Origin of the sequence: Paracoccus sp. Z118 (assembly GCF_019061185.1) — a bacterium.
GTDB lineage: Bacteria > Pseudomonadota > Alphaproteobacteria > Rhodobacterales > Rhodobacteraceae > Paracoccus.
This window is the reverse complement of sequence record NZ_JAHQZU010000003.1, coordinates 185,372-207,518: the sequence shown is the minus strand read 5'-3', so window position 1 is coordinate 207,518 and position 22,147 is coordinate 185,372. Positions and strand designations below refer to the sequence as shown.

The following is a 22,147-nucleotide window of genomic DNA, read 5'->3' as shown; positions in this document are numbered from 1 at the left end:
ATCAAGAAAAGAAGGACCGCCCCCATGACCCTCCGCCTCGCCCCGCTCGCGCTGATCGCCGCCCTGCCCTTCGCCGCGCTTCCCGCCGCCGCGCAGTCGGCGACCGAGCCCGCCGAGTGCCGGCAGGTCACGTTCTCGGACGTGGGCTGGAGCGACATCACCGCCACGACCGCCATTGCGACCACGGTGCTGGAGGCGCTCGGCTACCAGACGGACGTGCAGTTCCTGTCGCTGCCGGTGACGTTCAGCGCCCTGTCCACCGACGATCTGGACGTGTTCCTCGGCCTCTGGATGCCCACGATGGAGGCCGATATCGCCCCCTACCGCGACGCCGGCACCATCGACGTTCTGCCCCAGCCGAACCTGACCGGTGCGAAATACACACTGGCCACCAACAAGGCGGGCGCCGATCTGGGCATCACCGACTTCGCCTCGATCGCCGCCCACGCCGACGCGCTGGACGGCAGGATCTACGGGATCGAGCCGGGCAATGACGGCAACCGGCTGCTGCTGGACATGGTGGCGCGGGACTTGTTCGGCCTTGGCACGTTCGAGATCATCGAATCGTCTGAACAAGGAATGCTGGCGCAGGTCTCGCGCGCGGAGCGGGCGGGCGATCCGATCGTGTTCCTCGGGTGGGAGCCGCATCCGATGAACGCCGAATACGAGATGACCTACCTGCCCGGCGGCGACGAGGTGTTCGGGCCGAACCTCGGCGGGGCCGAGGTCTATACCGTCACCCGCGCGGGCTATGTCGCCGAATGCGCGAATGTGGGCCGCCTGATCCAGAACCTCGAATTCACCTTGCCGATGGAGAACGAGATCATGGCGGCGATCCTGAACGACAACGCCGAACCCGCCGACTCGGCGCGCGAATGGCTGCAGGCCAACCCCGATGCGGCCACTGCCTGGCTGGACGGCGTGACCGCCATCGACGGGGGCGACGCCCAGGCCGCGCTGACCGCCGCACTGGCCGAGTGACCGCGCGCTCATGGAGTTCCTCACCGACCTGCTGACCGAAACCAAGATCCCGGTCGGCAGGACCGCACGGCAGGTTTTCGACTGGCTGCGCACCCATGCCGCGCCGATCTTCGACGTGATCGCCGGGGCGCTCGACTGGCTGATCTACGGCTTCCAGTCCCTGCTGGAAGTGCCGCATCCGCTGGTGTTCACCGCCGGCGCCGTGCTGCTGGCATGGGTGATGCAGCGGCGGGTGTCGGTCTGCGTGCTGGTCGGGGCGGGGCTGCTGTTCATCCTCAACCAGGATTACTGGGACGAGACGATGCAGTCGCTGACGCTGGTGCTGTCGGCGGGCGTCGTCTGCATGGCGGTCGGGGTGCCGATCGGCATCGCCGTCGCCCACCGCCCGCGCCTCTACAGCTGGATCAAGCCGGTGCTGGACCTGATGCAGACGCTGCCGAGCTTCGTCTATCTGATCCCCGCCATCGTGTTCTTCGGCATCGGCATGGTGCCGGGGCTGATCGCGACGGTGATCTTCGTGCTGCCCGCCCCGATCCGGCAGACCCATCTGGGCATCACCTCGACCCCGACCGAGCTGATCGAGGCGGGCCGCGCCTTCGGCGCCACCCCGCGCCAGCTTCTGTGGAAGGTCGAATTGCCGAGCGCCCGGCCGCAGATCATGGCCGGGCTGAACCAGACGATCATGCTGTCGCTGTCCATGGTGGTGATCGCGGCGCTGGTCGGGGCCTCCGGTCTCGGGGTGCCGGTGGTGCGGGCGCTGAACACCGTCAACACCGCGCTCGGCTTCGAATCGGGGCTGGTGATCGTCGTGGTGGCGATCGTGCTGGACCGCATGCTCAGCATCAGGAGGCCGAAATGACCGCGCCCGCAAAGCCCCCGGCGGTGATCTTCGACCGCGTGTCGGTCGTCTTCGGGGACGCGCCGGAAAAGGCCCTGCCGCTGATGGATCAGGGCATGGACCGCGGCCCGATCCGCGAGGCGACCGATCAGGTGCTGGGCGTCCACGACTGCTCGCTGACCGTCGGTCAGGGCGAGACCGTGGTGCTGATGGGCCTGTCCGGCTCGGGCAAGTCCACGCTGCTGCGGGCGGTCAACGCGCTCGCCCCCGTGGTCCGGGGCGAGGTGGCGATCCGCACCGATAGCGGCATGGTCAGCGTCACCCGCGCCGGCGACCGCACCCTGCGCGATCTGCGGCTGAAGAACGTCGCGATGGTGTTCCAGAAATTCGGCCTGCTGCCGTGGCGCACGGTGCGCGACAATGTGGGGCTGGGGCTGGAGTTCGGCGGGATGCCCAAGGCCGAGCGGCGGGCGCGCGTGGACGAGCAGCTCGCCCTCGTCGGTCTGTCGGAATGGGCCGACCGGCCGGTCAGCGACCTGTCGGGCGGGATGCAGCAGCGCGTCGGCCTTGCCCGCGCCTTCGCCACCCAGGCGCCGATCCTGCTGATGGACGAGCCGTTCTCGGCGCTCGACCCGCTGATCCGGGCGCGGTTGCAGGACGACCTGCTGAAGCTTCAGGCCAGCCAGCGCCGCACGATCATCTTCGTCAGCCACGATCTGGACGAGGCGTTCAAGCTGGGCAACCGCGTCGCGCTGATGGAGGGCGGGCGGATCATCCAGCTGGGCACCGCGCGCGAGATCATCCAGAACCCGGCGACGCCCTATGTCGAAGCGTTCGTGCGCCACATGAACCCGATGGAGGTGCTGACCGCCGGCGATCTGGCCGAGCCGGGCGAGGCTTCCGGCACGCCCCTGCCCCGCGAGTTGCCGGCGCGCGACGTGATGGCGGCGCTCGGCGCGGCGGATGCGCTGCCGCTTCAGGGCGGGGGCCGCGTCAGCCGGGCGGGAGTGCTGGCCCGTCTCGTCGATCCGCGCTGCTGAGGATCCGGCGGCGCGAGGACAGTTGCGCCTCGCGCCACGTCATCCAGCTGATCGCGCCGATCATCACCGCGCCGCCGACCAGCACCCACGGGTCCAGCGGCTCGTGGAAGACGGCGAAGCCCAGCAGGCTGGCCCAGATCAGCTGCAGGAACGTCACCGGCTGCGTGACCGTCATCGGCGCGGCGGCGAAGGCGCGGGTCATGCAGTAATGCGCCGCCGTGCCGCAGGCCGCGGCGGCCGCCAGCGCCCCATACTCGGCCCCGCTCGGCGGCACCCAGACCAGCGCCGCGACCGGCGCGAGGCCGACCGTGACGATCAGCGACAGCATCGCGACGACCGCGGCGGGCGGCGCCAGTCTCGACAGCGGTTTCGCGACCAGATAGGACGCGCCGAAGCAGCAGGCGGCGGCCAACTGCGCCAGATGGCCCGTCTGCAGCTCGCGCATCCCCGGCCGCAGCACGATCAGCGCGCCGATCAGCGCCACGGCGATGGCGAGCGTGCGCCGCCAGCCCAGACGCTCGCCCAGGAACAGCGCCGCGCCCGCCGTCACGATGATGGGGTTGAGAAAGCCGATCGCCGTCACCTCGGCCACGGTGATCCGCGCCATCGCATAGAACCAAAGCGTCACTGCGAAGACATGGACCGAGCCGCGCAGCAGGAACAGCCGCCACGTCGCGCGCGGAAACCCGCCCCGCAGCGCCGCCGCGAGGGGCGCGAACAGGAACAGCACCCCGAAGCCGAAGCGCAGAAAGGCCGACTGCGCCGCCGGCAGGTCCGCGCCGATCCAGCGCACGATGCCGTTCACCCCGACGAAGAACAGGGTCGTCAGGACCATCCACCCGATCCCGATCAGGTTGGCGCGGCTCTGCTGGTCGGAATACGGTGCGGTGAGGTCCATCCCGCCCTGTTGCGCCCCCCGCGCGGCGGTTGCAAGCGTCCCTCTCATCCCCCGAGGATCAGCGCCGCGGCGATCGTCCACATCACCGCCCCCACCGCGACATCCAGCACCCGCCACGCCGCGGGCCGGGCGAACAGCGGCGCGAGCAGCCGCGCCCCGTAGCCGAGCGAGAAGAAGAACAGGACCGAGCCGCTCATCCCGCCGAGCGCGAAGGCCGCCTTGTCCTCGTATCCCGACGAGACGGCCCCCAGCAGCACCACGGTATCCAGATAGACATGCGGGTTCAGCCAGGTCAGCGCCGCGATGGTGGCCAGCGTCGCGGCAAGCGTCGGCTCCGCCGCGCCTGTCGCCCGCAGCGCCTCGTCGCCGGCCCATGCGGCGCGGAAGGAGCGCAGCCCATACCAGACGAGGAACGCCGCCCCGCCCCAGCGCATCGCCGACAGGAACCACGGCGCGCGGGCGGCGATGGCCCCCGCCCCCGCCACCCCGGCGGCGATCAGCACCGCGTCGGACAGCGCGCAGAACAGGCAGACGGCGAAAACATGCTGCCGCCTCAGGCCCTGCTTCAGCACGAAGGCGTTCTGCGCCCCGATGGCGACGATCAGCGACAGGCCCGTGCCCATTCCGGCAAGGAATGTCGTGGGCGAAAGGCCGGGGGCGAGAAGAGGCATGGGTTCCGCCGTCTGCGAGGGCCCGGCCCATGTGCCATGCTTCACGCCATCATGAAACCGAAGATTCTGACGACATTGCGCGGCTTTCGGCGGGATGACTTCGTTGCCGATGCCATCGCGGGCGTGATCGCCTCGCGCGTGCCGCCCGGCGCCGGGCTGCTCACGGCCATCGTCGCGATATTCCTGCTTGCTACGCTCGGCGGCAACAGCGTGCAGATCGGCGGTGTGACCGGGGCGTTCATCGTCGTCGTCGCCGGGGTGGTCGCGACCCACGGGCTGACGGGCTGATCCTCGCCACGCGGCTCGCCAGCCTCATCCTGATCGCCGCCGGGCTGATGCGACCGGGGGGCTGGTGGAATACGTCCCCGAGCCGGTCATCAACGGCTTCACCATCGCCGCCAACCAGGTCGCGGACCTGTCGGGCATGACGGTCGAGGCGCCCGCCGCGTTCCTCCCCAAGATCGCCGTGCTGTGGGAGGCGCGGGACATCATCCATCCGGCGAGCCTCGCGACCGGCCTGCTGACGATGGTGCTGATCGCGGCCCTGCGCCGCGCATGGCCGCGCTTTCCGGGGCTGGTGGTGGCTGTCAGCGCCACCTCGGCGCTCGCCGTGCTACTCAATCTGCCGGTGGAAACGCGCGACGGCCGGTGATCCCGAACGGACCGCGCCGCATCCGCCTGCATCCATTCGATGCCGAACCCTACAAGCGCAGAAACCTCGTCGAACGTGCCTTCTGCCGCATCAAGGACTTCAGACGCGTCGCCACCCGATACGACAAACTGGCATGCACTTACGCCGCCGCCATTGCTCTCGCCGCTATCGTGGCTTTGTGGTTATGAGTCTCGGCCCTAGCATTCCCCGCCGCTGCTGTGAGCGAAAGGCGGCGCGCCGTTGGGAAACAGCCCCGACGCACCGGGCAAGACAGTAGTGTCCTACCGTCATTGCGCAGCTTGCCTTCGTCATGACGACAGGCGCGGCGATCATGGACCGGGGCGGCGGGGCTGTCCCCGGTTCCTTATTGATAGGCCTGCGATCCTGACCTGCCACTGGTCCTTCATCCAGCCGCGACCGGAGCCCTTTGGTTATTGCTCTGCCTACCAACTTTGGACCGCAGGAAACTGGAGTTTTCCGACTCTGTCACGACGGCGGGCTGGTGACGCCGTCGGGGAAGTGCAGCGCGCTCGGGACGTTGTAGCCAATGGCGCGATGGGGTCGATCATCGTTGTAGTGTCTGGCCAATTCCCCGGTTTTTCGGCCGCATCGGCAAGGCTCATGATGAGCCCAGTTGAGATGCTTTGACAATCGCTGAGCCTCTTGTTCATCTTCCTTCGTCTCCGCCAGCAAGCCACTCATCTCTACTTCGCTCCGCCGGCTTCCATCCAGCCATGGCTGCGTCCCGAGCGGCGCCAAGCGGCAACGCAGCACCACCCGCCGCGGAACTTCCCGGTCCAGACCCGGTTACACCCCCGGCCCTTTCGCCACTGGTGGTTGATGGGGCACCGTGGGAGGAGAACCATGCGCGCATCGACGATCCTGACCGGCCTGCCCGCCGCCCTTCTGCTGGCGGCGCCCGTCCATGCACAGGAAGTCCTGACCGGCGAGGCCGCCTTCGGCAGCGCCGAGAACGACAGCCCCGGCATCCGCCGCCACATCACCGCGGCGGATCTGCCGCCGCCCAGCCATCACGAGAACGACCCCGAAACGCCCGATTTCGAGAACGCGCCGACGCTCGTCGATCCGCCGGAAGGGGCGATGCCGCAGGTGCCCGAGGGCTTCGCCGTGGAGGTCTTCGCCACCGGCCTGACCCAGCCCCGCGTCATCCGCGTCGCGCCGAACGGCGACATCTTCGTGTCCGAAAGCGAGGCAGGCCGGGTGTCGGTCTTTGCCGCTGACGCCGCCGCGCCGGCCGAGCCGGAGGTCTTCGCCGAGGGGCTGGACCGACCGTTCGGGATCGCCTTCTTTCCGCCGGAGAACCCCGAGTTCATCTATGTCGGCGCGGCCGACCAGGTCGTCCGCTATCCCTATGCCGAAGGCGACCGGCAGGCTTCCGGCGAGGCCGAGGTCATCATTCCCGACATTCCCACGACGCGGCACTGGACCCGCGATCTGGCCGTTGCGCCGGATGGCGAGCGGCTGTTCGTGTCGATCGGCTCGGCCTCGAACGTCGCCGGCGCCATGCCGGACGAGCCGCCCGAGGACATCGCCGCGTGGGAGGAAGCCCACGGCCGCGGCGGCGCCTGGGGCGACGAGACCGACCGCGCCGTGGTGCGCGTCTTCGATCCCGAAGGCGATACGGTCGAGACCTACGCCACCGGCCTGCGGAACTGCTCGGGCATGCTGGTGCATCCGGACACGGACGCGCTGTGGTGCACCGGGAACGAGCGCGACCATATCGGCCCGAACCTCGCCCCCGACTACCTGACCACCATCGAGGAAGGCGGCTTCTACGGCTGGCCGTGGTATTACGCGGGCGACAACGAGGACCCGGCCCATGCCGGCGAGCGGCCCGACCTGTCCGAGGACTCGATCCTGCCCGAGGTGCTGCTGCAGGCGCATTCCTCGACGATGCAGCTCGACCTCTATGACGCGGACGCGTTCCCCGAGGAATATCACGGCAGCATCTTCGCCACGATGCGCGGGTCGTGGAACCGCGAGGTCCGCACCGGCTACAAGGTGGTCCGCGCCCTGATGGAGGATGGCGAGCCGACCGGCGTCTATGAGGACTTCATGACCGGATTCGTGCTGAACGAGAACGAGGTCTGGGGCCGCCCGACCGGCATCCACGTCATCCCGGACGGGTCCATGCTGGTCAGCGACGACGCCAACGGCATAATCTACCGGGTGACGCACGAGGCGGCGCAATAAGAAAGCGCGCATGCCCCGCCATTCCTCGGAAGGCGGGGCTGTTCCGTCGGTTGTTGTCAGGCAGCCGCCACGCGCAACAGAAAAGGGGCGGCAGTTGCCTGCCGCCCCCTTGTCGTGACCGGAGAAAATTACTGCGCCGCGGCGCGGGCCTGCTCCAGCCAGCCGTCCACCGCCTCGCGGTTTTCGGTGATCCACGCCGAGGCATGCGCCTCGACATCGGAATCGCCCGCGTTCATCTGCGCGTTCTGGGCATAGACGTCGGTCAGCGGAACCTCGGCGGCTTCCAGCAGCGCGCGAACGGCGGGGTTTTCCCCGAGGAAGTCGCTGTTCACGACCGACACGATGTTGTTGGCCGGGAAGCCGAGCCGGCAGGGATCGTTCACGCAGCCCTCCACGCCCTCGCGAGTGGCGGCGTCGGCGAGCGACTCGATCTCCTCGGGCAGGCTGACCTCGGGCACCTCGATCCAGACGACGTCCTCGCCGGGGACGAGTTCGTTCACGGTCCAGTTCGGGGTCCAGGTGTAGAACAGGATCGGCTCGCCCGCCTGATAGGACGAGACCGCATCCGCCATCGCGGCGGCATAGCCGGCCTTCACCGGGTTCACGTGGTCGCGCAGCTCATAGGCGTCGAGGTGATGCTCGATGACGTTCTCGCAGCCCCAGCCGGGCGGGCAGGCGACCATGTCGGCCTTGCCGTCGCCGTCGCGGTCGAAGGCTTCCTTGACGTCGTCGCGCTTGAAATCCTCCAGCGAGGTGATGCCCATCGCGTCGGCGCTGGCCTTGTCCACCAGATAGCCTTCGAGCGCGGCGCCGCTGGCCGCGGTGTCCACGATCTCGGCGGTGCCTTCAAAGGCCGTGCGGTAGGGGTCGTGGATCGGGAACCAGCCATCCACCCACATGGTCACGTCGCCATAGCCGACCGACTGGTAGAAGGCGGGGTTGTCGAGCGTCATCGGCGCGCTGACCTCGTAGCCGAGTTCCTCCAGCATCTGGCTGAAGATCGCGGTCTGGAACCAGCCGGTGTCCCAGGTGGGCTGGGCCATGGTGATCGAGGTGCCCTCGCCGGGCTGATCCTGTGCGAACGCGGGTGCGCCAGCAAGGACCGCGATGGTGGCAAGGGCGGTAAGGGTCTTGTCGAGACGGGGTTTCATCCGGGTCTCCTTCTTCTTTTCAGTTCAAATGGACGGGCCGAACACCGGCTCGCCATGCGGAACGGGCGGTTCAGCCCGCCTTCTGGGCCCCCACCGGCGCGGCGCTGCCGCGCAGGCGGAGGAAGTTCGCCAGCGTCTGCCGAAGCGGGGCGCGGCTGACGCCGTTCTGCTCGGCGAGGCCCTGCGTGATGCGGTCCAGCACGATGGCGAGGATCACAATGGCCGCGCCGCCGGCGGTCGCCTGCCCGACATCCATCCGGCCGAGGCCGGTGTTGACGATCAGCCCCAGGCCCCCTGCCCCGATCAGCGCCGCGATGACGACCATCGACAGCGACAGCATCAGCGTCTGGTTCAGGCCCGCCATGATCGTCCGCATCGCCAGCGGCAATTGCAGGTCCCAGAGCGTCTGCCAGCCGGTCGAACCGAAGGCGTCCGCCGCCTCGATCAGGTCGCCGCGCACGTTGCGGATGCCCAGATTGGTCAGCCGCACGATGGGCGGCAGCGCGAAGACGATGGTGGCGATGATCCCCGGCGCCATGCCGACGCCGAACAGCATCACGATGGGCACCAGATAGACGAAGGACGGAATCGTCTGCATCACGTCCAGGATCGGCCGCACGATGCGCCAGAACAGGTCCGAACGGGCGGCGAGAATGCCTGCGGGAATCCCGATCACCGCGCAGAACAGGACCGAGGTGATGATCATCGCCAGCGTCGTCATGGTTTCAGGCCAGAGGCCGATCATGTCGATGAACGCGAAGCCAAGCAGCGTGAAGATCGCCATGCCGCGCCCGGCGGTCTTCCATGCGGCCGCCCCGAACAGCGCCGTCGTCAGCAGCATCGGCAGCCAGTTGAACAGCGCGTCCAGCCAGTCCAGCACCATGCTGATGGGCACCTGCGCGGCGCGGAAGACGGGACGGAAGTTCGGGACCAGCCAGCCGCGCACGAACGCGTTGACCCAGTCGTCGAAGGGCAGTGTCGCAAGATCAGCGGGACTGAACATGGGCTTGCTCCTTTCCGTTGGTGGCGGGGATGGCGGCAAGCTCGGCCGCCGGCTCGCCGGACAGGTGGTTCAGCACGTCGGACGGCTCGACCACGGCCAGCAGCCGCTCGCGCTCGTCCGTGACGGCGATGGGCAGGCCGGACCCGGCGGCGCCGTAAAGATCGCTGAGGCTGGTCGTGGTGTCCGCCGTGGGAAAATCGGTGATCAGCGCGCCCTGCAAGGTCGGCGGGGGCGTGGACTTGTCCATCTCGCAGGCGGCGAGGTCCTGATAGGTCACCACGCCGGCCACCCGCTCGCCATCCATGACGTAAAGCGCGTTGCTGCCGCCCTGCTCCATCATCCGCAGCGCGTCGCGCACGCTGGTCTGGCGAAGCTGGATCGTCACCGGCTTGTTGGACACGTGGTCGGCGGTGAAGACGCGGCCCCGGTCGATGTCGGCGACGAATGCGGCGACGTAATCATCGGCGGGCGCGGTCACGATCTCCTGCGCGGTGCCGATCTGGACGATGCGGCCGTCCTTCATGATGGCGATGCGCGAGCCCAGCAGCAGCGCCTCGTTCAGGTCGTGGGTGATGAAGACGATGGTCTTCTTCAGCTTCTGCTGAAGGTTCAGCAGTTCCATCTGCATCTCGCGCCGGATCAGCGGGTCCAGCGCCCCGAACGGCTCGTCCATCAGCAGGATGTCGGGATCGGCGGCGAGCCCGCGCGCAAGGCCGACACGCTGCTGCATCCCGCCGGACAGGTCCGAGGGAAGGCTGTCGGCCCAGGGCGCAAGCCCGACCTGCTCCAGCACCTCAAGGGCGCGGGCGCGCCGCTCGTCACGCGGCATGCCGGTGATCTTGAGGCTGTAGGCGACGTTCTCGGCCACGCTCCAGTGCGGGAAAAGGGCGAAATGCTGAAAGATCATGGAAATCTTCTCGCGCCGGATGCGGCGCAGCGCGGCCGGGTCGGCCTGCGCGACATCCTCGCCGTCGATGAGGATCTGCCCCGCCGTGGGCGGGATCAGCCCGTTGAGCGTCCGCACGAGCGTCGATTTGCCCGACCCGGACAGGCCCATGACGACGAAAATCTCGCCCTCCTCGACCTCGAAGGATGCGTCCTGCACCCCGACGGTGGCGCCGGTTTCGGCGAGGATGTCCTGCTTGCTTCTGCCTTGTCGCAGCAGACCGAGCGCGGCGGCGTCATCGCTGCCGAATATCTTGTAGACATGGCTTATCGCCAGTTTTGACGTTTGCATGTGACTCCGTCTTCATACCCTGATCGCAGGCCGGCGAAGATGCCGACCGCGCATGAATGAAGGCCCCGCACCCGAAGGGCGGCTATACCCAGAGATCGCATTGATCACGAGCGGGCAGGACACCTCAGGAAAGGGCGTCCGAGACCTGCGAATGGGGTGCTACTTACAGTCGCGGGCCGCAAAAAACAACCACTTGCAGGGATTTTGCAACCTCCGGGGGCGGATTCGTCCGACTTTTCCAAAGCTGGCGGGGCGCGGAGCGCCCTGATTTCGTGAGAAACCGACACCCGTTCGGCCGCGCATGATGGACAATCCGGCGAGAACCGGAAACCGTCCATCCGGTAGCCGGCGCGGCGGCCTTGCCGTATCATCCGGCGCATCCGCCGACCTGCAGGCGCAGCGACATCCAGAGGGAGGAGATCATGGCAACCAGAACCACCAACGGGCGGGGCCGCCGTTACGACAGCATCGTCGATACCGTAGGCGACACGCCGGCAATCCGCATCAACCGGATCGCCCCGCCCCATGTCACCGCCTACGTCAAGTTCGAGGCCGCGAACCCCGCCGGATCGGTCAAGGACCGGCTCGCGCTGGGGATCATCGAGGCGGCCGAGCGTGACGGACGTCTAAAACCGGGCGATACGGTGGTCGAGGCGACCTCGGGCAATACCGGCATCGGGCTGGCGATGGTCTGCGCCGCCAAGGGTTATCCGCTGGTCGTCACCATGGCCGAAAGCTTCTCGGTCGAGCGGCGGCGGCTGATGCGGTTCCTGGGCGCCAAGGTCGTGCTGACCCCCCGCGCGGAAAAGGGCTACGGCATGTATGTCAAGGCGAAGGAGCTGGCCGAGGCGAATGGCTGGTTCCTCGCCAGCCAGTTCGAATCGCCCGCCAATGCCGACATTCACGAGGCGACGACCGGGCGCGAGGTGCTGGCCGATTTCGACGGCGAGCGGCTGGACTATTTCATCACCGGCTATGGCACGGGCGGCACCGTCACCGGCGTCGGCCGCGCGCTGCGGCGCGAGCGGCCCGACACCCGGATCATCCTGGCCGAGCCCGCGAACGCGGCGCTGGTGTCCTCTGGCTACGTCAACACCCGGAACGAGGCGCATCAGGCGACCGAAAGCCACCCGTCCTTCCAGCCGCACCCGATCCAGGGCTGGACGCCGGACTTCATCCCCTACGTCCTGCAGGAAGCGATGGACCGCAAGCTCTACGACGACCTCGTGACGGTTCCGGGCCCCGAAGGCATCGCCTGGACGAAACGGCTGGCCGCCGAGGAAGGCATCTTCTGCGGCATCTCGTCGGGGGCGACCTTCGCTGCGGCGATGAAGGTGGCGGAGGCGGCGCCGGAAGGCTCGGTCCTGCTGGTGATGTTGCCCGACACGGGCGAGCGTTATCTTTCGACGCCGCTGTTCGAGGGGATCGGTGAGGACATGACCGAGGAGGAGCTGGCGATCTCGCGCTCCACCCCCTCGGGGCAGATGGGCTGAGACGCGGCGGCCGCGAAAAACGGAACGGCCCGGCTGGGTGCCGGGCCGTTCCTGTCACGCGATCCGTCGGATCAGAGCTGCGCGGTCGTCACGACCTCGATCATCGCGCCGCCGCCCAGGTCGTTGACGCCGACCGTGGCGCGGGCGGGCAGGTTGTCGCCGAACACCTCGGTCCAGACGGCGTCCATTTCCTTCTTCTTCGACAGGTCGGTGACGAAGATCGTCGCCGTCACCACCCGGTCCAGCCCGGAACCGGCCTGCTCCAGATATTCCCCGATCTTCTTGAGGATGTTCCGCGTCTGATCGCCCATCGACGCCGAGGTGTCGTCGGCCACGCAGCCGCCGACGAAGACGAGGTTCCCCGCCGTGACGGCGCGGTGCATGATCGGGGTGCGGATGTCGCGTTTGATTGCCATTGGAATGCCCTTTCTAGCTGGCGTTGAAACGGGCCATCGAAAGGCCCGAGATATCGGTGGGCGTGCGCCCCTCCGTCACCAGCTCGGCCATCACCGCACCGGCGGCGGGGCCAAGCTGGAAACCATGCAGCGAAAAGCCGCATTGATAGAACAGCCCCTTGTGGCGCGGGCTGGGCCCGACCACGGGCAGATCGTCGGACAGCTTGCCCTCGATCCCCGCCCAGGCGCGGACGATGGTGGCATTGCGCATGACCGGGAACAGTTCGGACACGGTGCGGGCGCTGGTCTGAAGCTTGTTCCAGTCCAGCACGGTTCCGTTGGTATCCAGATCGGCCTTGCCCAGATGCCCGCCGCCGATCAGCAGCGTGCCGTTGGGGAACTGCTTGAATGACAGGATGCGCGAGCGCAGGATCACCACCGGATCGATGAAATGCGGCACGCGCGAGGTGATCATCAGCATCGGCGCGACCGGCTCCATCGGAATCGGATCGCCCAGATGCGCGGCGATGCGCCCTGCCCAAGCCCCGGCGGCGATGACGAGATTGGGCGCGGCGAACTCCTCGCCCCCCGCCTCGACATGCCAGAGGCCGCGTTCAAAGCGCGGCATCCCGGCGGCGACGCCCTCGCGGATATCGGCGCCAAGTTCCCCGGCCTTGCGGCGGAAGGCGGTCGTCGCCCTCGCGGGCTGCGCGGCCCCGTCGCGGCGAGAGATGATGCCGCCCCGGCAGGTCTCGGCCACGGCAGGCAGGATCGCGCGGATTTCGGCGGCGCTCAGAAGTTCCTCATGCGTGAAGCCGAGCGCGTTCAGCTCCGCCACGCGGGCCTTGCAATCCTCGAAGTCGCTGTCGGTCTCCGCGACCAGCACCTGCCCGTGGCAGTCCAGCGCGCAGTCGTCGCCCACCACGTCCCCGATCCGCTCCCATATCTCCATCGAGCGCAGCGACAGCGGGATTTCCGCGACGTGCCGCGACAGCATCCGCACCCCGCCCGCGTTGACGCCCGAGGCGTGGCGGCCGGCATAGTCCTTTTCGAACAGCGTGACGCTCGCCCCCGCATGGCGCAGGTTCAGCGCCGTCGCGCAGCCGTGGATGCCGCCGCCGATGATGAGGGCGTCGCGCCGGATCATCAGCGCACGACCGCCTTGACCGCTTCCGGCTCCATCGGCAGATCGGCCAGTTCGCTCAGCGTCAGCGGCTTGACGGGCGCGCGCAGGCGGTAATAGCCGATCTGCTCGGGCGTGGTGCCCCGCGCCTTGGCCATCAGTTCCGTCACGGTCAGCCCGCATAGCCGCCCCTGACACGGCCCCATGCCGGTCCGCAGATAGGCCTTGAGCTGGTTCGGCCCCGACGCCCCGATATCCACGGCTGACCGGATGTCGCTGGCGCGCACCTCCTCGCAGCGGCAGACGATGGTGTCGCCTTCGGGAATGCGGAACTGCTCGGCGGGCTTGTAGAGCAGGTCGAGGAACTCGCGCCCGCGATTGGCCTTGGCAAGCTCGGCGCGGGCGGCGGAAAGGTCCGCATCCTGCCCGCTTTTGCCCAGTGAGGTCAGCGCGGCACGGGCGGCGACCCGGCCCCGCGCCAGCGCCACGCCGACGCCGCCGATCCCGGCCCCGTCGCCCGCGACATAGATGCCGGGCACGGTCGTCTGCCCGTCATCGTCCAGCCGGGGCCGCCAGCAGAGTTGCAGACCATCCCAGTCATGCGCCGCGCCCGTGGACATGGCGAGGTTGACGTTCGGCACCACGCCCTGATGCAGCAGCAGAAGGCGGCTTGCCATCTCGCCGCGCTTGCCTCCGGCGGTCTCCCAGACGACGCGCTCAAGCTGCCCGTCGCCTTGCGCCTCGATCCGGGTGACATGCTTGATGATGCGGACCTTGGACCGCACCTCGCGCAGCATCTTCAGCCCCTTGCGGAAATAGGGGGTGGTCAGGAAACCGAAGGCCTTGGGCAGCGCGGCGGCGAACGCCCCTTTGGGCGTCGTGTCCAGCATCACGTCGATGCGCCCGCCCATCCGAAGTATCTGCCCGGCCAGCAGCCACAGCAGCGGCCCCTGACCGGCGATGACCGTCGGCTCGGACGGCACCAGTCCCGAGGATTTCAGCATCGTCTGCGCCGCGCCCGCCGTCATCACGCCGGGCAGCGTCCAGCCCGGAATGGGGAACGGCCGCTCCATCGCGCCGGTGGCGATGACGATCCTGCGCGCCTGCACGATCCGCGAAGCGCCGCCATGCGAGATGCCGACCTGAAGCGAGGGATCGATGCTCCAGACCGTCGCGCGCTGAAGCACCTCGGCCCCGCTGGAACGCAGCTTTTCCAGTTCGAGCTGACCGTCCCAGAAGTCCTTGCCCAGCATGTCCCGGTTGGTCAGGGGGGTCGAGGTCAGGCCGCGCCAGACCTGCCCGCCGGGACCGGCGTTCTCGTCCAGAAGCAGCGTGGTCGCACCGGCCTTCGCTGCCGCAGCCGCCGCAGCGATCCCGGCGGGACCGGCGCCGACGACGACCAGATCGTAATTGTCCGAACGCAGAACGCTCATTTCCCAAGCTCCCTCTTGCCGCGCTGGATCTCGACCCGCATCCCCGGCGCGACCGGGATCAGGCAGCCCTGCCGGTTGCCCACGCCGTCGATGGTCACGAGGCATTCGAAGCAGACGCCCATCATGCAATAGGGCAGCCGCGGCACGCCCGACACCGCGCTGTCGCGCCGCACGTCCAGCCCCGAGGCCAGCAGCGCCGCCGACACCGTGTCGCCCCGCCGCGCGCGGACGCTCTGCCCGTCCACGAAAATCTCCAGCGTCGGCCGCTGGTCCGCCGGAATATGTGAGAACATGGGTGTCATGCGGCTGCATCCGAGTTGAGCAGGGTTTCAGGAGCGTCGGCGAAGCGCCGGGCCGAGAACGGGGCGAGCGCGCCGCCCAGCCCGCCGTCCCTGATCCGGCGGGCGAGGTCCAGCGCGTGCATGGAGGCGAGCGTCACGCCGGAATGGCAGCAGGCGACGAAGGCGCCAGGGGCGCTGGCCGACTGGTCGTAGACCGGAAAGCCGTCTCGGGTCATCACCCGGATGCCCGACCAGGTCCGCACGACGTTGAGCCGGTTCAGCAGCGGGAAGGTGCGGCGGGCGCGGTCGGCCATGACGGTGCTGACCGGCACGCGGGTCTCGCCGTCGTCCAGCACGTCCTCCTTGCTGTCGCCGATCATCACCGTGCCCTCGTCGGTCTGGCGCAGGGTGCCGAGCGGATAGTGCAGGAACGGCCTGACGCGCTCGGTCACGATGATCTGGCCGCGCGTCGGCATCATCGGGGCGAACAGCCCGACATGGGGCGCCAGCCGCTCGTTGCCGTTTCCGGCGGCGAGGACCACCTTGGCCGCCTCCACCCGCCCCTGCTCGGTATGCAGGACGAACCCGCCGCCCGGCTGCGGCTCGATCGCGTCAACCATGTGGTCGGGGCGGTAGTCGGCGCCGAACGCCCGCAGCCCTTCATGCAGCGCGCGGAAGGTGCGCAGCGAGTTCACATGCCCGTCATGGGGGCTGTAGCTGGCCCCGACGACCTCGGGCCCGATCTCGGGCAGGGCCTTTTCCAGATCCTCGCGGCTGGTCATCTCCAGCCCGTAGCCTTCCGGGGCGCCCTGGGCATACATCCCTTCGACGACCCGCTGCCGGGCGGCGAGTTCATCCTCGTTCAGGCAGATGTGGAACCCGCCGGGCCGCTGGTAATGGACGTCGAGGCCGGTCTGCTCCTCCAGCGCCTCGGCGAAGCCGGGCCACTGGCGCGAAGCCTCGACCGACCAGTTTGCATAGGGCGGCATCCCCGCGCCCTTCCCCTGCACCCAGACCAGCGCGAAATTCGCGCGGCTGGCGCGGCGGACGGCGTCGCCCTCGTCCAGCACGACGACCTTCTGGCCAAGCCGCGCCAGACCCCAGGCGATCGATGCGCCGAGCAACCCGCCGCCGACGACAGCGACATCATGAACCTGTGCCATGGCGCCTTCCTATGAGTTGCGGTCGCTGTGACCCGACAGCACGGCATCGAGGCCGTAAAGCCGGTCGAGGATCATCAGCGCGACCATGGTGATGAGGATGACGACCGCCGAAACGGACGTGACCAGCGGGTCGATGTTGTCCTGCACATACAGGAACATCCGCACCGGCAGGGTTTCCGTGCCCGGCGCGGCCAGGAACACGGTCATCGTCACCTCGTCGAAGGACTGGATGAACGACAGCGCCCAGCCGCTGATGACGCCCGGCAGGATCAGCGGCAGCGTCACCCGGCGGAACAGCGTCAAGTTGCCGGCCCCGAGCGAGATCGCCGCGGATTCGATCGACCGGTCCATCCCCGTCGCCGCCGACAGCGTCAGCCGCAGCGCGAAGGGGAACACCAGGATGATATGCGAGATGATCAGCGCCGCCATCGTCCCCGACAGCCCGCCCTGCGTGAAGAAGCGCAGGAAGGCGATGCCGAGCACCACATGCGGGATCATCAGCGGCGACAGGAAGAAGGCGGCGAGCGCCCCCTTGCCGGTGAAGTCGTAGCGGCTGAAGGCCAGCGCCGCCGGCACCGCCAGGACCACCGCGACGGTCGAGGACACCGCCCCCAGATAGATCGAGGTCCAGAAGGCGCGCACGAACTCGGGGTAGTTGGCGATCTCGCGGAACCAGCGCAGCGACAGACCGTCGGTCGGCAGCGACAGATAGCCGTGCGAGGTGAAGGCGACGACGCAGACCACCAGGATCGGCGCGACCATGAAGGTCACGAAGAACGCATGGAAGATCAGCGCGATGGGGCCGTTCCTCTTCATCTGAACACCTCGGCGTAGCGGCGCTCGACCAGCCGGTTGGATGCGACGATGATCAGCACGATGGCGATCAGCAGCAGCACCGCGACCGCCGCCCCGAGGGGCCAGTCCAGCGTGTTGAGAAACTCGTCATAGGCGAGCGTCGAGGCGACCTTCAGCCGCCGGCCGCCGATGATGGCGGGGGTGGCGAAGGCCGACGCGCTCAGCGCGAAGACGATGATCGAACCGGACAGGATGCCGGGCATGATCTGCGGCAGCACCACGCGGCGGATGACCGTGGCCTGGCTCGCGCCGAGCGAGCGGGCGGCGTTCTCCACCTGCGGGTCCAGCCGCTGAAGCGAGGCCCAGACCGACAGCACCATGAACGGCATCATCACATGGGCGAGCGCGATCACGACGCCGGTTTCCGTGAACATGAAGGGAATGGGGCTGTCGATCAGGCCGATCCCCATCAGAAGCTGGTTGGCCACCCCGCTGTTGCCGCCGAACAGCAGCGCCCAGCCCAGCGTCCGGGCGACGACCGACATCAGCAGCGGCCCGAGGATCACCAGCAGAAAGATGCCCCGCCAGCGCGGGTCCATGCGCTTGAGGATATACGCCTCGGGTGTGCCGAACAGCGCCGCCAGCAGCGTCGCGAAGACCGAGATGCGCAGCGTGCGCAGGAACACGTCGCCGAAATAGGGATCGGTGAAGACCTCGACCCAGTTCTCGACCGTGAAATCCTCGACGATGCCGGTGTACTGGCCCCAGCTGTAGAAGGACAGCATGAGCGTCATGATCAGCGGAATCGCGAGGACGGCGATGAACAGCAGCGTCGCCGGCAGCAGCAGCGGCGCGACCGCAATGGGGCTGCGCCGCTCAGCCATGGCGGGCCCCTTCGCGGTGAACGCCCATGTCGGCGGGGGACCAGCTCACGAAGACCGGCTCGCCCTCGACCGGCAGCGGCTGGCCGTCGTTCTGGCGCAGCACCAGCACCTCGCCCTGCGCCGTATCGACGTGATAGGACCAGCTGTTCCCCTGGAACACGCGCGAGGCGACGGTGCCGCGCAGGCCGGTGGCGTCGAAGCGCATCTTTTCCGGGCGCAGCGTCACCGCGACCGGCCCATCGGCGCCCGGCACATCGGCGCGGTAGTCGCCGACCGACAGCGTGCCGCCGCGGACCTCGCCCGAGAGGGTGTTGGTCTTGCCGAGGAACGAGGCGACGAAGGGGCTGGCGGGGTGGTTGTAGGCCTCGACCGGCGACGCGATCTGCTCGATCCGGCCCTTGCTCATCACGACGACGCGGTTCGACAGCGCCATCGCCTCCTGCTGATCGTGGGTCACGAGGATCGTGGTGGTGCCCAGCCGGCGCTGGATCGACAGCAGCTCGCCCTGCATCTCCTCGCGCATCTTGGCGTCGAGGTTGGACAGCGGCTCGTCGAGCAGCAGGATCTCGGGGCGGATCACCAGCGCCCGCGCCACCGCGACGCGCTGCTGCTGACCGCCCGACATACGGCGGGGGAAGCGGTCCTCGTAGCCCTTGAGGCCGACCATCGCCAGCGCCTCGCGCACCCGCTCATCGCGCGAGGCGCGATCGACCTTGCGCATGTCCAGCCCGAAGGCGACATTCTCGGCGGCGGAGAGATGGGGGAACAGCGCATAGCTTTGAAAGACGATGCCCAGTCCGCGCTTGGCGGGCGGGACGGACACGAGATCGCGGCCCGACAGGACGATCTTCCCGGCGGTCGGCTCGGTGAAGCCGGCGATCATCTGCAGCGTGGTGGTCTTGCCGCAGCCCGACGGTCCCAGCAGCGAGATGAATTCGCCCTTCTCGACCGTGAGGTTGAAATTCTCCAGCGCGACGACGTCGCCATAGGTCTTGCGGAGATCGGTCAGTTCCAAAAACGACATGAGCAAGCTTCCCTGCGACCGGCCACGCGGCAACGGTCCAATAGCGGGGTGGCAGGGGGTGATCCCCCTGCCCCGTCATCATTGCCCGGATGGGCGGTTCAGTGTGAAAGGCGTCGGCCGATCAGCGCTCGACTTCGCGGTTCCAGCGCTTGGTCCAGTCCTCGCGGTTCTGGTTGATCGTCACCCAGTCGGGGTTGTAGAGTCCCGCGACGACGTCGCCCGCCGGGATGAAGTCGCCCGCCTCGGGGCTGACTTCCACGGTGGAGTTGACCGGGCCGAGGCCGTAGTCGTTCACCATGTAGTTCTGCACCTCCGGCGTCACCATGTAGCGGATGAATTCACCGGCGAGCGGCGAGACCTCTTCCTTGGCGATCGGGCAGGCCACGGTCAGCAGCGTGACGGCACCTTCCTCGGGATAGACGAACTTCGCCGGGAAGCCGGTATCCGCCAGCGCGCCGACGCGCGACGAGCCCCAGACGCCCAGCACCGCCTGCTCCGACTGGAACAGCTCGGTCATCTTGCCCGGCGAGGGCTCATAGGCCAGCACGTTCTGGTTCACATCGTCGATCATGGTGGTGAAGCCGGACTCGATGTCCTTCTCGCCGCCACCGTTCAGGCGCGCGAACTGCACCAGCGTGTAAAGGCCGTAGGTGTTGTTGATCGGCGGAATGACGACCTTGCCCTCGAACTTCGGGTCCTTCAGGTCGTTCCACGAGGTCGGCGGCTCCCAGCCCTGCTGCTCGAAATAGTCAGCGTTGTAGAACAGGCCGGTGGCGACGACGCCCATGGCGACGGCCTTGTCTTCCGGGAAACGGGCGAGGTCGAACAGGTCGGCGTCGTCCAGCCCCTCGATCGGGGCGCAGAAGCCCAGCTCGATCGCCTGATACATCGGGCCGTCATCCAGGATGGCGACGTCGATCTGCTGGTTGCCCTGCTGGGCCTGAAGCTTCGCCAGCGTGTCGGTCGAGTTGCCGGCGACATATTCGACCCGGACGTCGTGCTGCTGCTCGAACGGCGGAATGACGCTGTCGCGCATCATCTTTTCGAACGTGCCGCCGTAGCCCGCGACGTAAAGGGTCTGGCTCTGGGCCATCGCACCGCCAGCGGACAGCATGAGCGCGGCGAAGGATACAGAGCAGATGGCATAGCGCATGGGTTCTCTCTCCCTGAGAAATGGATGCGGTTATCGCGCGGCAGTCTCCCTGCTGCCTGCGGGGCAGGATGGACTTGCGAGGCAAAGCGCGTCAAATGCATAATCAAGCGACTGACATGCAGGAATGTTATGCTGACAACCCGGATCAACCATCGTCAGATCGAGGCATTCCAGGCCGTCATGCAGGCGGGATCGGTCAGCGACGCGGCCGTGCGGCTGGGGATCAGCCAGCCCGCCGCAAGCCGCCTTCTGCGCGATCTTCAGCACAACCTGCGGCTGGACCTGTTCGAGCGCAGCGGCAATCGCCTTCATCCGACCCCGGCGGCCTACACGCTCTATGCCGAGGTCGAGCGCTCGTTCAGCGGCCTTCAGCGCATCGCCTCGGTCGCGGCGGGGCTGCGCGAAAAGCGGGCGCGGGTGCTGCGGGTCGCGGCGATGCCGGCGCTCACCAACGCCTTCCTGCCGCGTTTCACCGGCCGGTTCCTCAAGGAACACGAGGAGCTGCATATCTCGCTTTTCGGCGTCATCAGCCCGCTGGTCATGGACTGGGTAGTGAACAACCAGTGCGATGTGGGTTTCGTCGAGTCGAGCATGCCCACGTTTTCCCTGCGCACGGTGCCGATGCCCGCCGTGCCGCGGGTTGCTGCGCTCTATCCCGAGCATCCGCTGGCCGCGAAGGAGGCGCTTCACGTCACCGACCTTCACGAACAGGACTTCATCTCCCTGCCGGTCGAGACGGTCGGCAGGCGGCAGGTCCAGGCGGTGCTGGATGCGCATGGGGTCGAGGTCCGCTCGCGCGCGGAAAGCCCCCTGTCCGAGATCATCTGCGGCATGGTCGAATCGGGCCTCGGCATCGCCATCGTGGACCCCTACACCGCCTACGCGCACCCCAGCAGCCGGCTGGTGATCCGGCCGCTGCTGCCCGCGATCCCCTTCTCGTTCACCGCCGTCCTGCCGTCGAACGACGTGCCGCTGCCGAGCGCGCGTGAATATATCGACGGGGTCATCAGGGAGGCCGTCGCCGTGCGGGACGCCGTCACCGCGGATGCACAGAGGTTCGTGGATCAGGCCGCGTCCAAACGGTAGCAGACGCGTCCCGCTGGCCGCCTTTCGCGACGCCATCTTTCCCCCATGATCACGCTGACATGCCGTTTTCCAGCCCTCGCAACCTTGTGCCCCGCTGCCCGCGTCTGGCATCCCGGTGCCAACGGAGAACGCGAGATGAATCCACCCCACAGTCTCAGAACGCGGCGTCCGCCTCGGGCCTGCCCGCGCCGGTTCACGGCAGGAGCTGGGCACGTGCGGAGCATCCCGCACATGCCGGAACCATGCTGAAGGGCGGCGCAGGGCAACTCGTGCTGGTCTACGCGCTGACGGTCGTCGCGGGCTGGCTGTTCGCGCAGGTCGGCGTGCCGCTGCCATGGATGATCGGGCCGCTGGTCGCGGTCGCCGCGCTGTATCTCAGCGGGAAGATGGTCGGGGCGCTGCCGGTCGTGACGCGGCCCTTCGGGCAGGCGGTCGTCGCCTCGCAGGTGGGGCTCGCCTTCACCGGCGAGGCGCTGGGGATGGCGCTCCACCGGCTGCCGCTGCTCATCGGGCTGGCGCTGATGACGGCGGCCTTTGCGCTGCTCGTCTCGGTGATCCAGGCGCGGGTGGCGCGGGTGAAGCTGTCCCGGATGGTGCTGGCGACCTTTCCGGTCAGCCCGGTGGAATCCGCG

The 22,147-nt window shown here is 68.2% G+C and carries 22 protein-coding genes and 2 pseudogenes; 10 read left to right on the top strand and 14 right to left on the bottom strand.

The window, feature by feature from the left end:
* Nucleotides 1-24: 24 nt before the first annotated feature.
* The 3 genes from choX to KTN05_RS03825 are packed head-to-tail and all read left to right on the top strand — an operon-like array spanning nucleotide 25 to nucleotide 2,859.
* The gene (choX, locus tag KTN05_RS03835) at nucleotides 25-981 is read left to right on the top strand and encodes a choline ABC transporter substrate-binding protein (protein ID WP_217328048.1); all 957 of its coding nucleotides are present in this window, start codon (nucleotides 25-27) and stop codon (nucleotides 979-981) included.
* A 10-nt stretch (nucleotides 982-991) separates the two neighbouring features.
* Nucleotides 992-1,840 carry a choline ABC transporter permease subunit gene (choW, locus tag KTN05_RS03830; protein WP_217328047.1) on the top strand — a complete coding sequence of 283 codons (849 nt, stop codon included), beginning with the start codon at nucleotides 992-994 and terminating at the stop codon, nucleotides 1,838-1,840.
* Nucleotides 1,837-2,859 carry a glycine betaine/L-proline ABC transporter ATP-binding protein gene (locus tag KTN05_RS03825; protein ID WP_217328046.1) on the top strand — a complete coding sequence of 341 codons (1,023 nt, stop codon included), beginning with the start codon at nucleotides 1,837-1,839 and terminating at the stop codon, nucleotides 2,857-2,859. Before choW ends, KTN05_RS03825 begins: the two co-directional genes overlap by 4 nt.
* Here the strand turns inward: KTN05_RS03825 and KTN05_RS03820 are convergent.
* Both KTN05_RS03820 and KTN05_RS03815 read right to left on the bottom strand, forming a co-directional pair.
* Nucleotides 2,813-3,757, bottom strand: a complete 945-nt coding sequence (locus KTN05_RS03820) for a DMT family transporter (protein ID WP_256449479.1) — start codon at nucleotides 3,755-3,757, stop codon at nucleotides 2,813-2,815. The two genes, KTN05_RS03825 and KTN05_RS03820, sit on opposite strands and share 47 nt — an antisense overlap.
* Before the next feature lie 44 nt (nucleotides 3,758-3,801).
* Nucleotides 3,802-4,428, bottom strand: coding sequence for a LysE/ArgO family amino acid transporter (locus KTN05_RS03815; RefSeq protein WP_217328045.1), 627 nt, complete (start codon nucleotides 4,426-4,428; stop codon nucleotides 3,802-3,804).
* Between the two features lie 36 nt (nucleotides 4,429-4,464).
* On the opposite strand from KTN05_RS03815, the gene KTN05_RS03810 reads away from it, so the two are divergent.
* From KTN05_RS03810 to KTN05_RS03795, 4 genes and pseudogenes are all read left to right on the top strand, one after another.
* Nucleotides 4,465-4,716 carry a hypothetical protein gene (locus KTN05_RS03810; RefSeq protein ID WP_217328044.1) on the top strand — a complete coding sequence of 84 codons (252 nt, stop codon included), beginning with the start codon at nucleotides 4,465-4,467 and terminating at the stop codon, nucleotides 4,714-4,716.
* 64 nt (nucleotides 4,717-4,780) lie between these two features.
* Nucleotides 4,781-5,080: a hypothetical protein gene (locus tag KTN05_RS03805; protein WP_217328043.1), complete on the top strand. Its 300-nt coding sequence runs from the start codon at nucleotides 4,781-4,783 to the stop codon at nucleotides 5,078-5,080.
* Nucleotides 5,077-5,268, top strand: a pseudogene (locus tag KTN05_RS03800) (transposase); the annotation flags it as partial. The gene KTN05_RS03805 and the pseudogene KTN05_RS03800, both read left to right, overlap by 4 nt.
* Nucleotides 5,269-5,944: 676 nt before the next feature.
* Nucleotides 5,945-7,294 (top strand): sorbosone dehydrogenase family protein, encoded by a 1,350-nt coding sequence (locus KTN05_RS03795; protein ID WP_217328041.1) that lies wholly within the window; start codon nucleotides 5,945-5,947, stop codon nucleotides 7,292-7,294.
* Nucleotides 7,295-7,422: 128 nt separating this feature from the next.
* Here the strand turns inward: KTN05_RS03795 and proX are convergent, their stop codons facing one another.
* From proX to KTN05_RS03780, 3 genes are all read right to left on the bottom strand, one after another.
* Entirely contained in the window at nucleotides 7,423-8,445 is a 1,023-nt protein-coding gene (gene proX, locus KTN05_RS03790; protein ID WP_217328040.1) for a glycine betaine/L-proline ABC transporter substrate-binding protein ProX, read from the bottom strand.
* Nucleotides 8,446-8,515: 70 nt separating this feature from the next.
* Nucleotides 8,516-9,448, bottom strand: a complete 933-nt coding sequence (locus tag KTN05_RS03785; protein WP_217328039.1) for a proline/glycine betaine ABC transporter permease — start codon at nucleotides 9,446-9,448, stop codon at nucleotides 8,516-8,518.
* Nucleotides 9,432-10,685, bottom strand: coding sequence for a glycine betaine/L-proline ABC transporter ATP-binding protein (locus KTN05_RS03780; protein ID WP_217328038.1), 1,254 nt, complete (start codon nucleotides 10,683-10,685; stop codon nucleotides 9,432-9,434). Before KTN05_RS03780 ends, KTN05_RS03785 begins: the two co-directional genes overlap by 17 nt.
* A gap of 422 nt (nucleotides 10,686-11,107) precedes the next feature.
* Here KTN05_RS03780 and cysK point away from each other — a divergent pair, with 422 nt between their 5' ends.
* Nucleotides 11,108-12,178 (top strand): cysteine synthase A, encoded by a 1,071-nt coding sequence (gene cysK / locus KTN05_RS03775; protein WP_217328037.1) that lies wholly within the window; start codon nucleotides 11,108-11,110, stop codon nucleotides 12,176-12,178.
* A 71-nt stretch (nucleotides 12,179-12,249) separates the two neighbouring features.
* Here the strand turns inward: cysK and KTN05_RS03770 are convergent, their stop codons facing one another.
* The 9 genes from KTN05_RS03770 to KTN05_RS03730 all read right to left on the bottom strand — a co-directional run bounded on the left by KTN05_RS03770 (nucleotide 12,250) and on the right by KTN05_RS03730 (nucleotide 20,429).
* The gene (locus tag KTN05_RS03770; RefSeq protein ID WP_217328036.1) at nucleotides 12,250-12,594 is read right to left on the bottom strand and encodes a RidA family protein; all 345 of its coding nucleotides are present in this window, start codon (nucleotides 12,592-12,594) and stop codon (nucleotides 12,250-12,252) included.
* A 13-nt stretch (nucleotides 12,595-12,607) separates the two neighbouring features.
* Nucleotides 12,608-13,720: an FAD-binding oxidoreductase gene (locus tag KTN05_RS03765; protein WP_217328035.1), complete on the bottom strand. Its 1,113-nt coding sequence runs from the start codon at nucleotides 13,718-13,720 to the stop codon at nucleotides 12,608-12,610.
* Nucleotides 13,720-15,129, bottom strand: a complete 1,410-nt coding sequence (locus KTN05_RS18450) for an NAD(P)/FAD-dependent oxidoreductase (protein WP_217328034.1) — start codon at nucleotides 15,127-15,129, stop codon at nucleotides 13,720-13,722. Before KTN05_RS18450 ends, KTN05_RS03765 begins: the two co-directional genes overlap by 1 nt.
* A complete protein-coding gene (locus tag KTN05_RS03755; protein WP_217328033.1) occupies nucleotides 15,126-15,422 on the bottom strand; it encodes a (2Fe-2S)-binding protein in 297 nt (98 codons plus the stop codon). The genes KTN05_RS18450 and KTN05_RS03755 overlap by 4 nt, the downstream gene beginning before the upstream one ends.
* A gap of 5 nt (nucleotides 15,423-15,427) precedes the next feature.
* Complete coding sequence (locus KTN05_RS03750) at nucleotides 15,428-16,573, bottom strand: FAD-binding oxidoreductase (protein WP_217328032.1); 1,146 nt, start codon at nucleotides 16,571-16,573, stop codon at nucleotides 15,428-15,430.
* A 9-nt stretch (nucleotides 16,574-16,582) separates the two neighbouring features.
* Nucleotides 16,583-17,389: an ABC transporter permease gene (locus tag KTN05_RS03745; RefSeq protein ID WP_217328031.1), complete on the bottom strand. Its 807-nt coding sequence runs from the start codon at nucleotides 17,387-17,389 to the stop codon at nucleotides 16,583-16,585.
* Nucleotides 17,386-18,252: an ABC transporter permease gene (locus tag KTN05_RS03740; RefSeq protein WP_254367965.1), complete on the bottom strand. Its 867-nt coding sequence runs from the start codon at nucleotides 18,250-18,252 to the stop codon at nucleotides 17,386-17,388. The genes KTN05_RS03745 and KTN05_RS03740 overlap by 4 nt, the downstream gene beginning before the upstream one ends.
* A complete protein-coding gene (locus KTN05_RS03735) occupies nucleotides 18,245-19,276 on the bottom strand; it encodes an ABC transporter ATP-binding protein (protein WP_217328030.1) in 1,032 nt (343 codons plus the stop codon). The genes KTN05_RS03740 and KTN05_RS03735 overlap by 8 nt, the downstream gene beginning before the upstream one ends.
* A 121-nt stretch (nucleotides 19,277-19,397) precedes the next feature.
* Nucleotides 19,398-20,429, bottom strand: a complete 1,032-nt coding sequence (locus KTN05_RS03730; RefSeq protein ID WP_217328029.1) for an ABC transporter substrate-binding protein — start codon at nucleotides 20,427-20,429, stop codon at nucleotides 19,398-19,400.
* A 129-nt stretch (nucleotides 20,430-20,558) separates the two neighbouring features.
* Between KTN05_RS03730 and KTN05_RS03725 the strand changes: the two genes are divergently transcribed.
* Together KTN05_RS03725 and KTN05_RS18640 are read left to right on the top strand one after the other, a co-directional pair.
* Nucleotides 20,559-21,515 (top strand): LysR substrate-binding domain-containing protein, encoded by a 957-nt coding sequence (locus KTN05_RS03725; RefSeq protein WP_217328028.1) that lies wholly within the window; start codon nucleotides 20,559-20,561, stop codon nucleotides 21,513-21,515.
* Between the two features lie 59 nt (nucleotides 21,516-21,574).
* Nucleotides 21,575-22,108: pseudogene (locus tag KTN05_RS18640) on the top strand (AbrB family transcriptional regulator); the annotation flags it as partial.
* Nucleotides 22,109-22,147: the final 39 nt, after the last annotated feature.

Coding starts and splice junctions, on each gene's coding strand:
- choX (WP_217328048.1), top strand. CDS start 25: ATGACCCTCCGCCTCGCCCCGCTCGCGCTGATCGCCGCCCTGCCCTTC.
- choW (WP_217328047.1), top strand. CDS start 992: ATGGAGTTCCTCACCGACCTGCTGACCGAAACCAAGATCCCGGTCGGC.
- KTN05_RS03825 (WP_217328046.1), top strand. CDS start 1,837: ATGACCGCGCCCGCAAAGCCCCCGGCGGTGATCTTCGACCGCGTGTCG.
- KTN05_RS03820 (WP_256449479.1), bottom strand. CDS start 3,757: ATGGACCTCACCGCACCGTATTCCGACCAGCAGAGCCGCGCCAACCTG.
- KTN05_RS03815 (WP_217328045.1), bottom strand. CDS start 4,428: ATGCCTCTTCTCGCCCCCGGCCTTTCGCCCACGACATTCCTTGCCGGA.
- KTN05_RS03810 (WP_217328044.1), top strand. CDS start 4,465: ATGCTTCACGCCATCATGAAACCGAAGATTCTGACGACATTGCGCGGC.
- KTN05_RS03795 (WP_217328041.1), top strand. CDS start 5,945: ATGCGCGCATCGACGATCCTGACCGGCCTGCCCGCCGCCCTTCTGCTG.
- proX (WP_217328040.1), bottom strand. CDS start 8,445: ATGAAACCCCGTCTCGACAAGACCCTTACCGCCCTTGCCACCATCGCG.
- KTN05_RS03785 (WP_217328039.1), bottom strand. CDS start 9,448: ATGTTCAGTCCCGCTGATCTTGCGACACTGCCCTTCGACGACTGGGTC.
- KTN05_RS03780 (WP_217328038.1), bottom strand. CDS start 10,685: ATGCAAACGTCAAAACTGGCGATAAGCCATGTCTACAAGATATTCGGC.
- cysK (WP_217328037.1), top strand. CDS start 11,108: ATGGCAACCAGAACCACCAACGGGCGGGGCCGCCGTTACGACAGCATC.
- KTN05_RS03770 (WP_217328036.1), bottom strand. CDS start 12,594: ATGGCAATCAAACGCGACATCCGCACCCCGATCATGCACCGCGCCGTC.
- KTN05_RS03765 (WP_217328035.1), bottom strand. CDS start 13,720: ATGATCCGGCGCGACGCCCTCATCATCGGCGGCGGCATCCACGGCTGC.
- KTN05_RS18450 (WP_217328034.1), bottom strand. CDS start 15,129: ATGAGCGTTCTGCGTTCGGACAATTACGATCTGGTCGTCGTCGGCGCC.
- KTN05_RS03755 (WP_217328033.1), bottom strand. CDS start 15,422: ATGTTCTCACATATTCCGGCGGACCAGCGGCCGACGCTGGAGATTTTC.
- KTN05_RS03750 (WP_217328032.1), bottom strand. CDS start 16,573: ATGGCACAGGTTCATGATGTCGCTGTCGTCGGCGGCGGGTTGCTCGGC.
- KTN05_RS03745 (WP_217328031.1), bottom strand. CDS start 17,389: ATGAAGAGGAACGGCCCCATCGCGCTGATCTTCCATGCGTTCTTCGTG.
- KTN05_RS03740 (WP_254367965.1), bottom strand. CDS start 18,252: ATGGCTGAGCGGCGCAGCCCCATTGCGGTCGCGCCGCTGCTGCTGCCG.
- KTN05_RS03735 (WP_217328030.1), bottom strand. CDS start 19,276: ATGTCGTTTTTGGAACTGACCGATCTCCGCAAGACCTATGGCGACGTC.
- KTN05_RS03730 (WP_217328029.1), bottom strand. CDS start 20,429: ATGCGCTATGCCATCTGCTCTGTATCCTTCGCCGCGCTCATGCTGTCC.
- KTN05_RS03725 (WP_217328028.1), top strand. CDS start 20,559: ATGCTGACAACCCGGATCAACCATCGTCAGATCGAGGCATTCCAGGCC.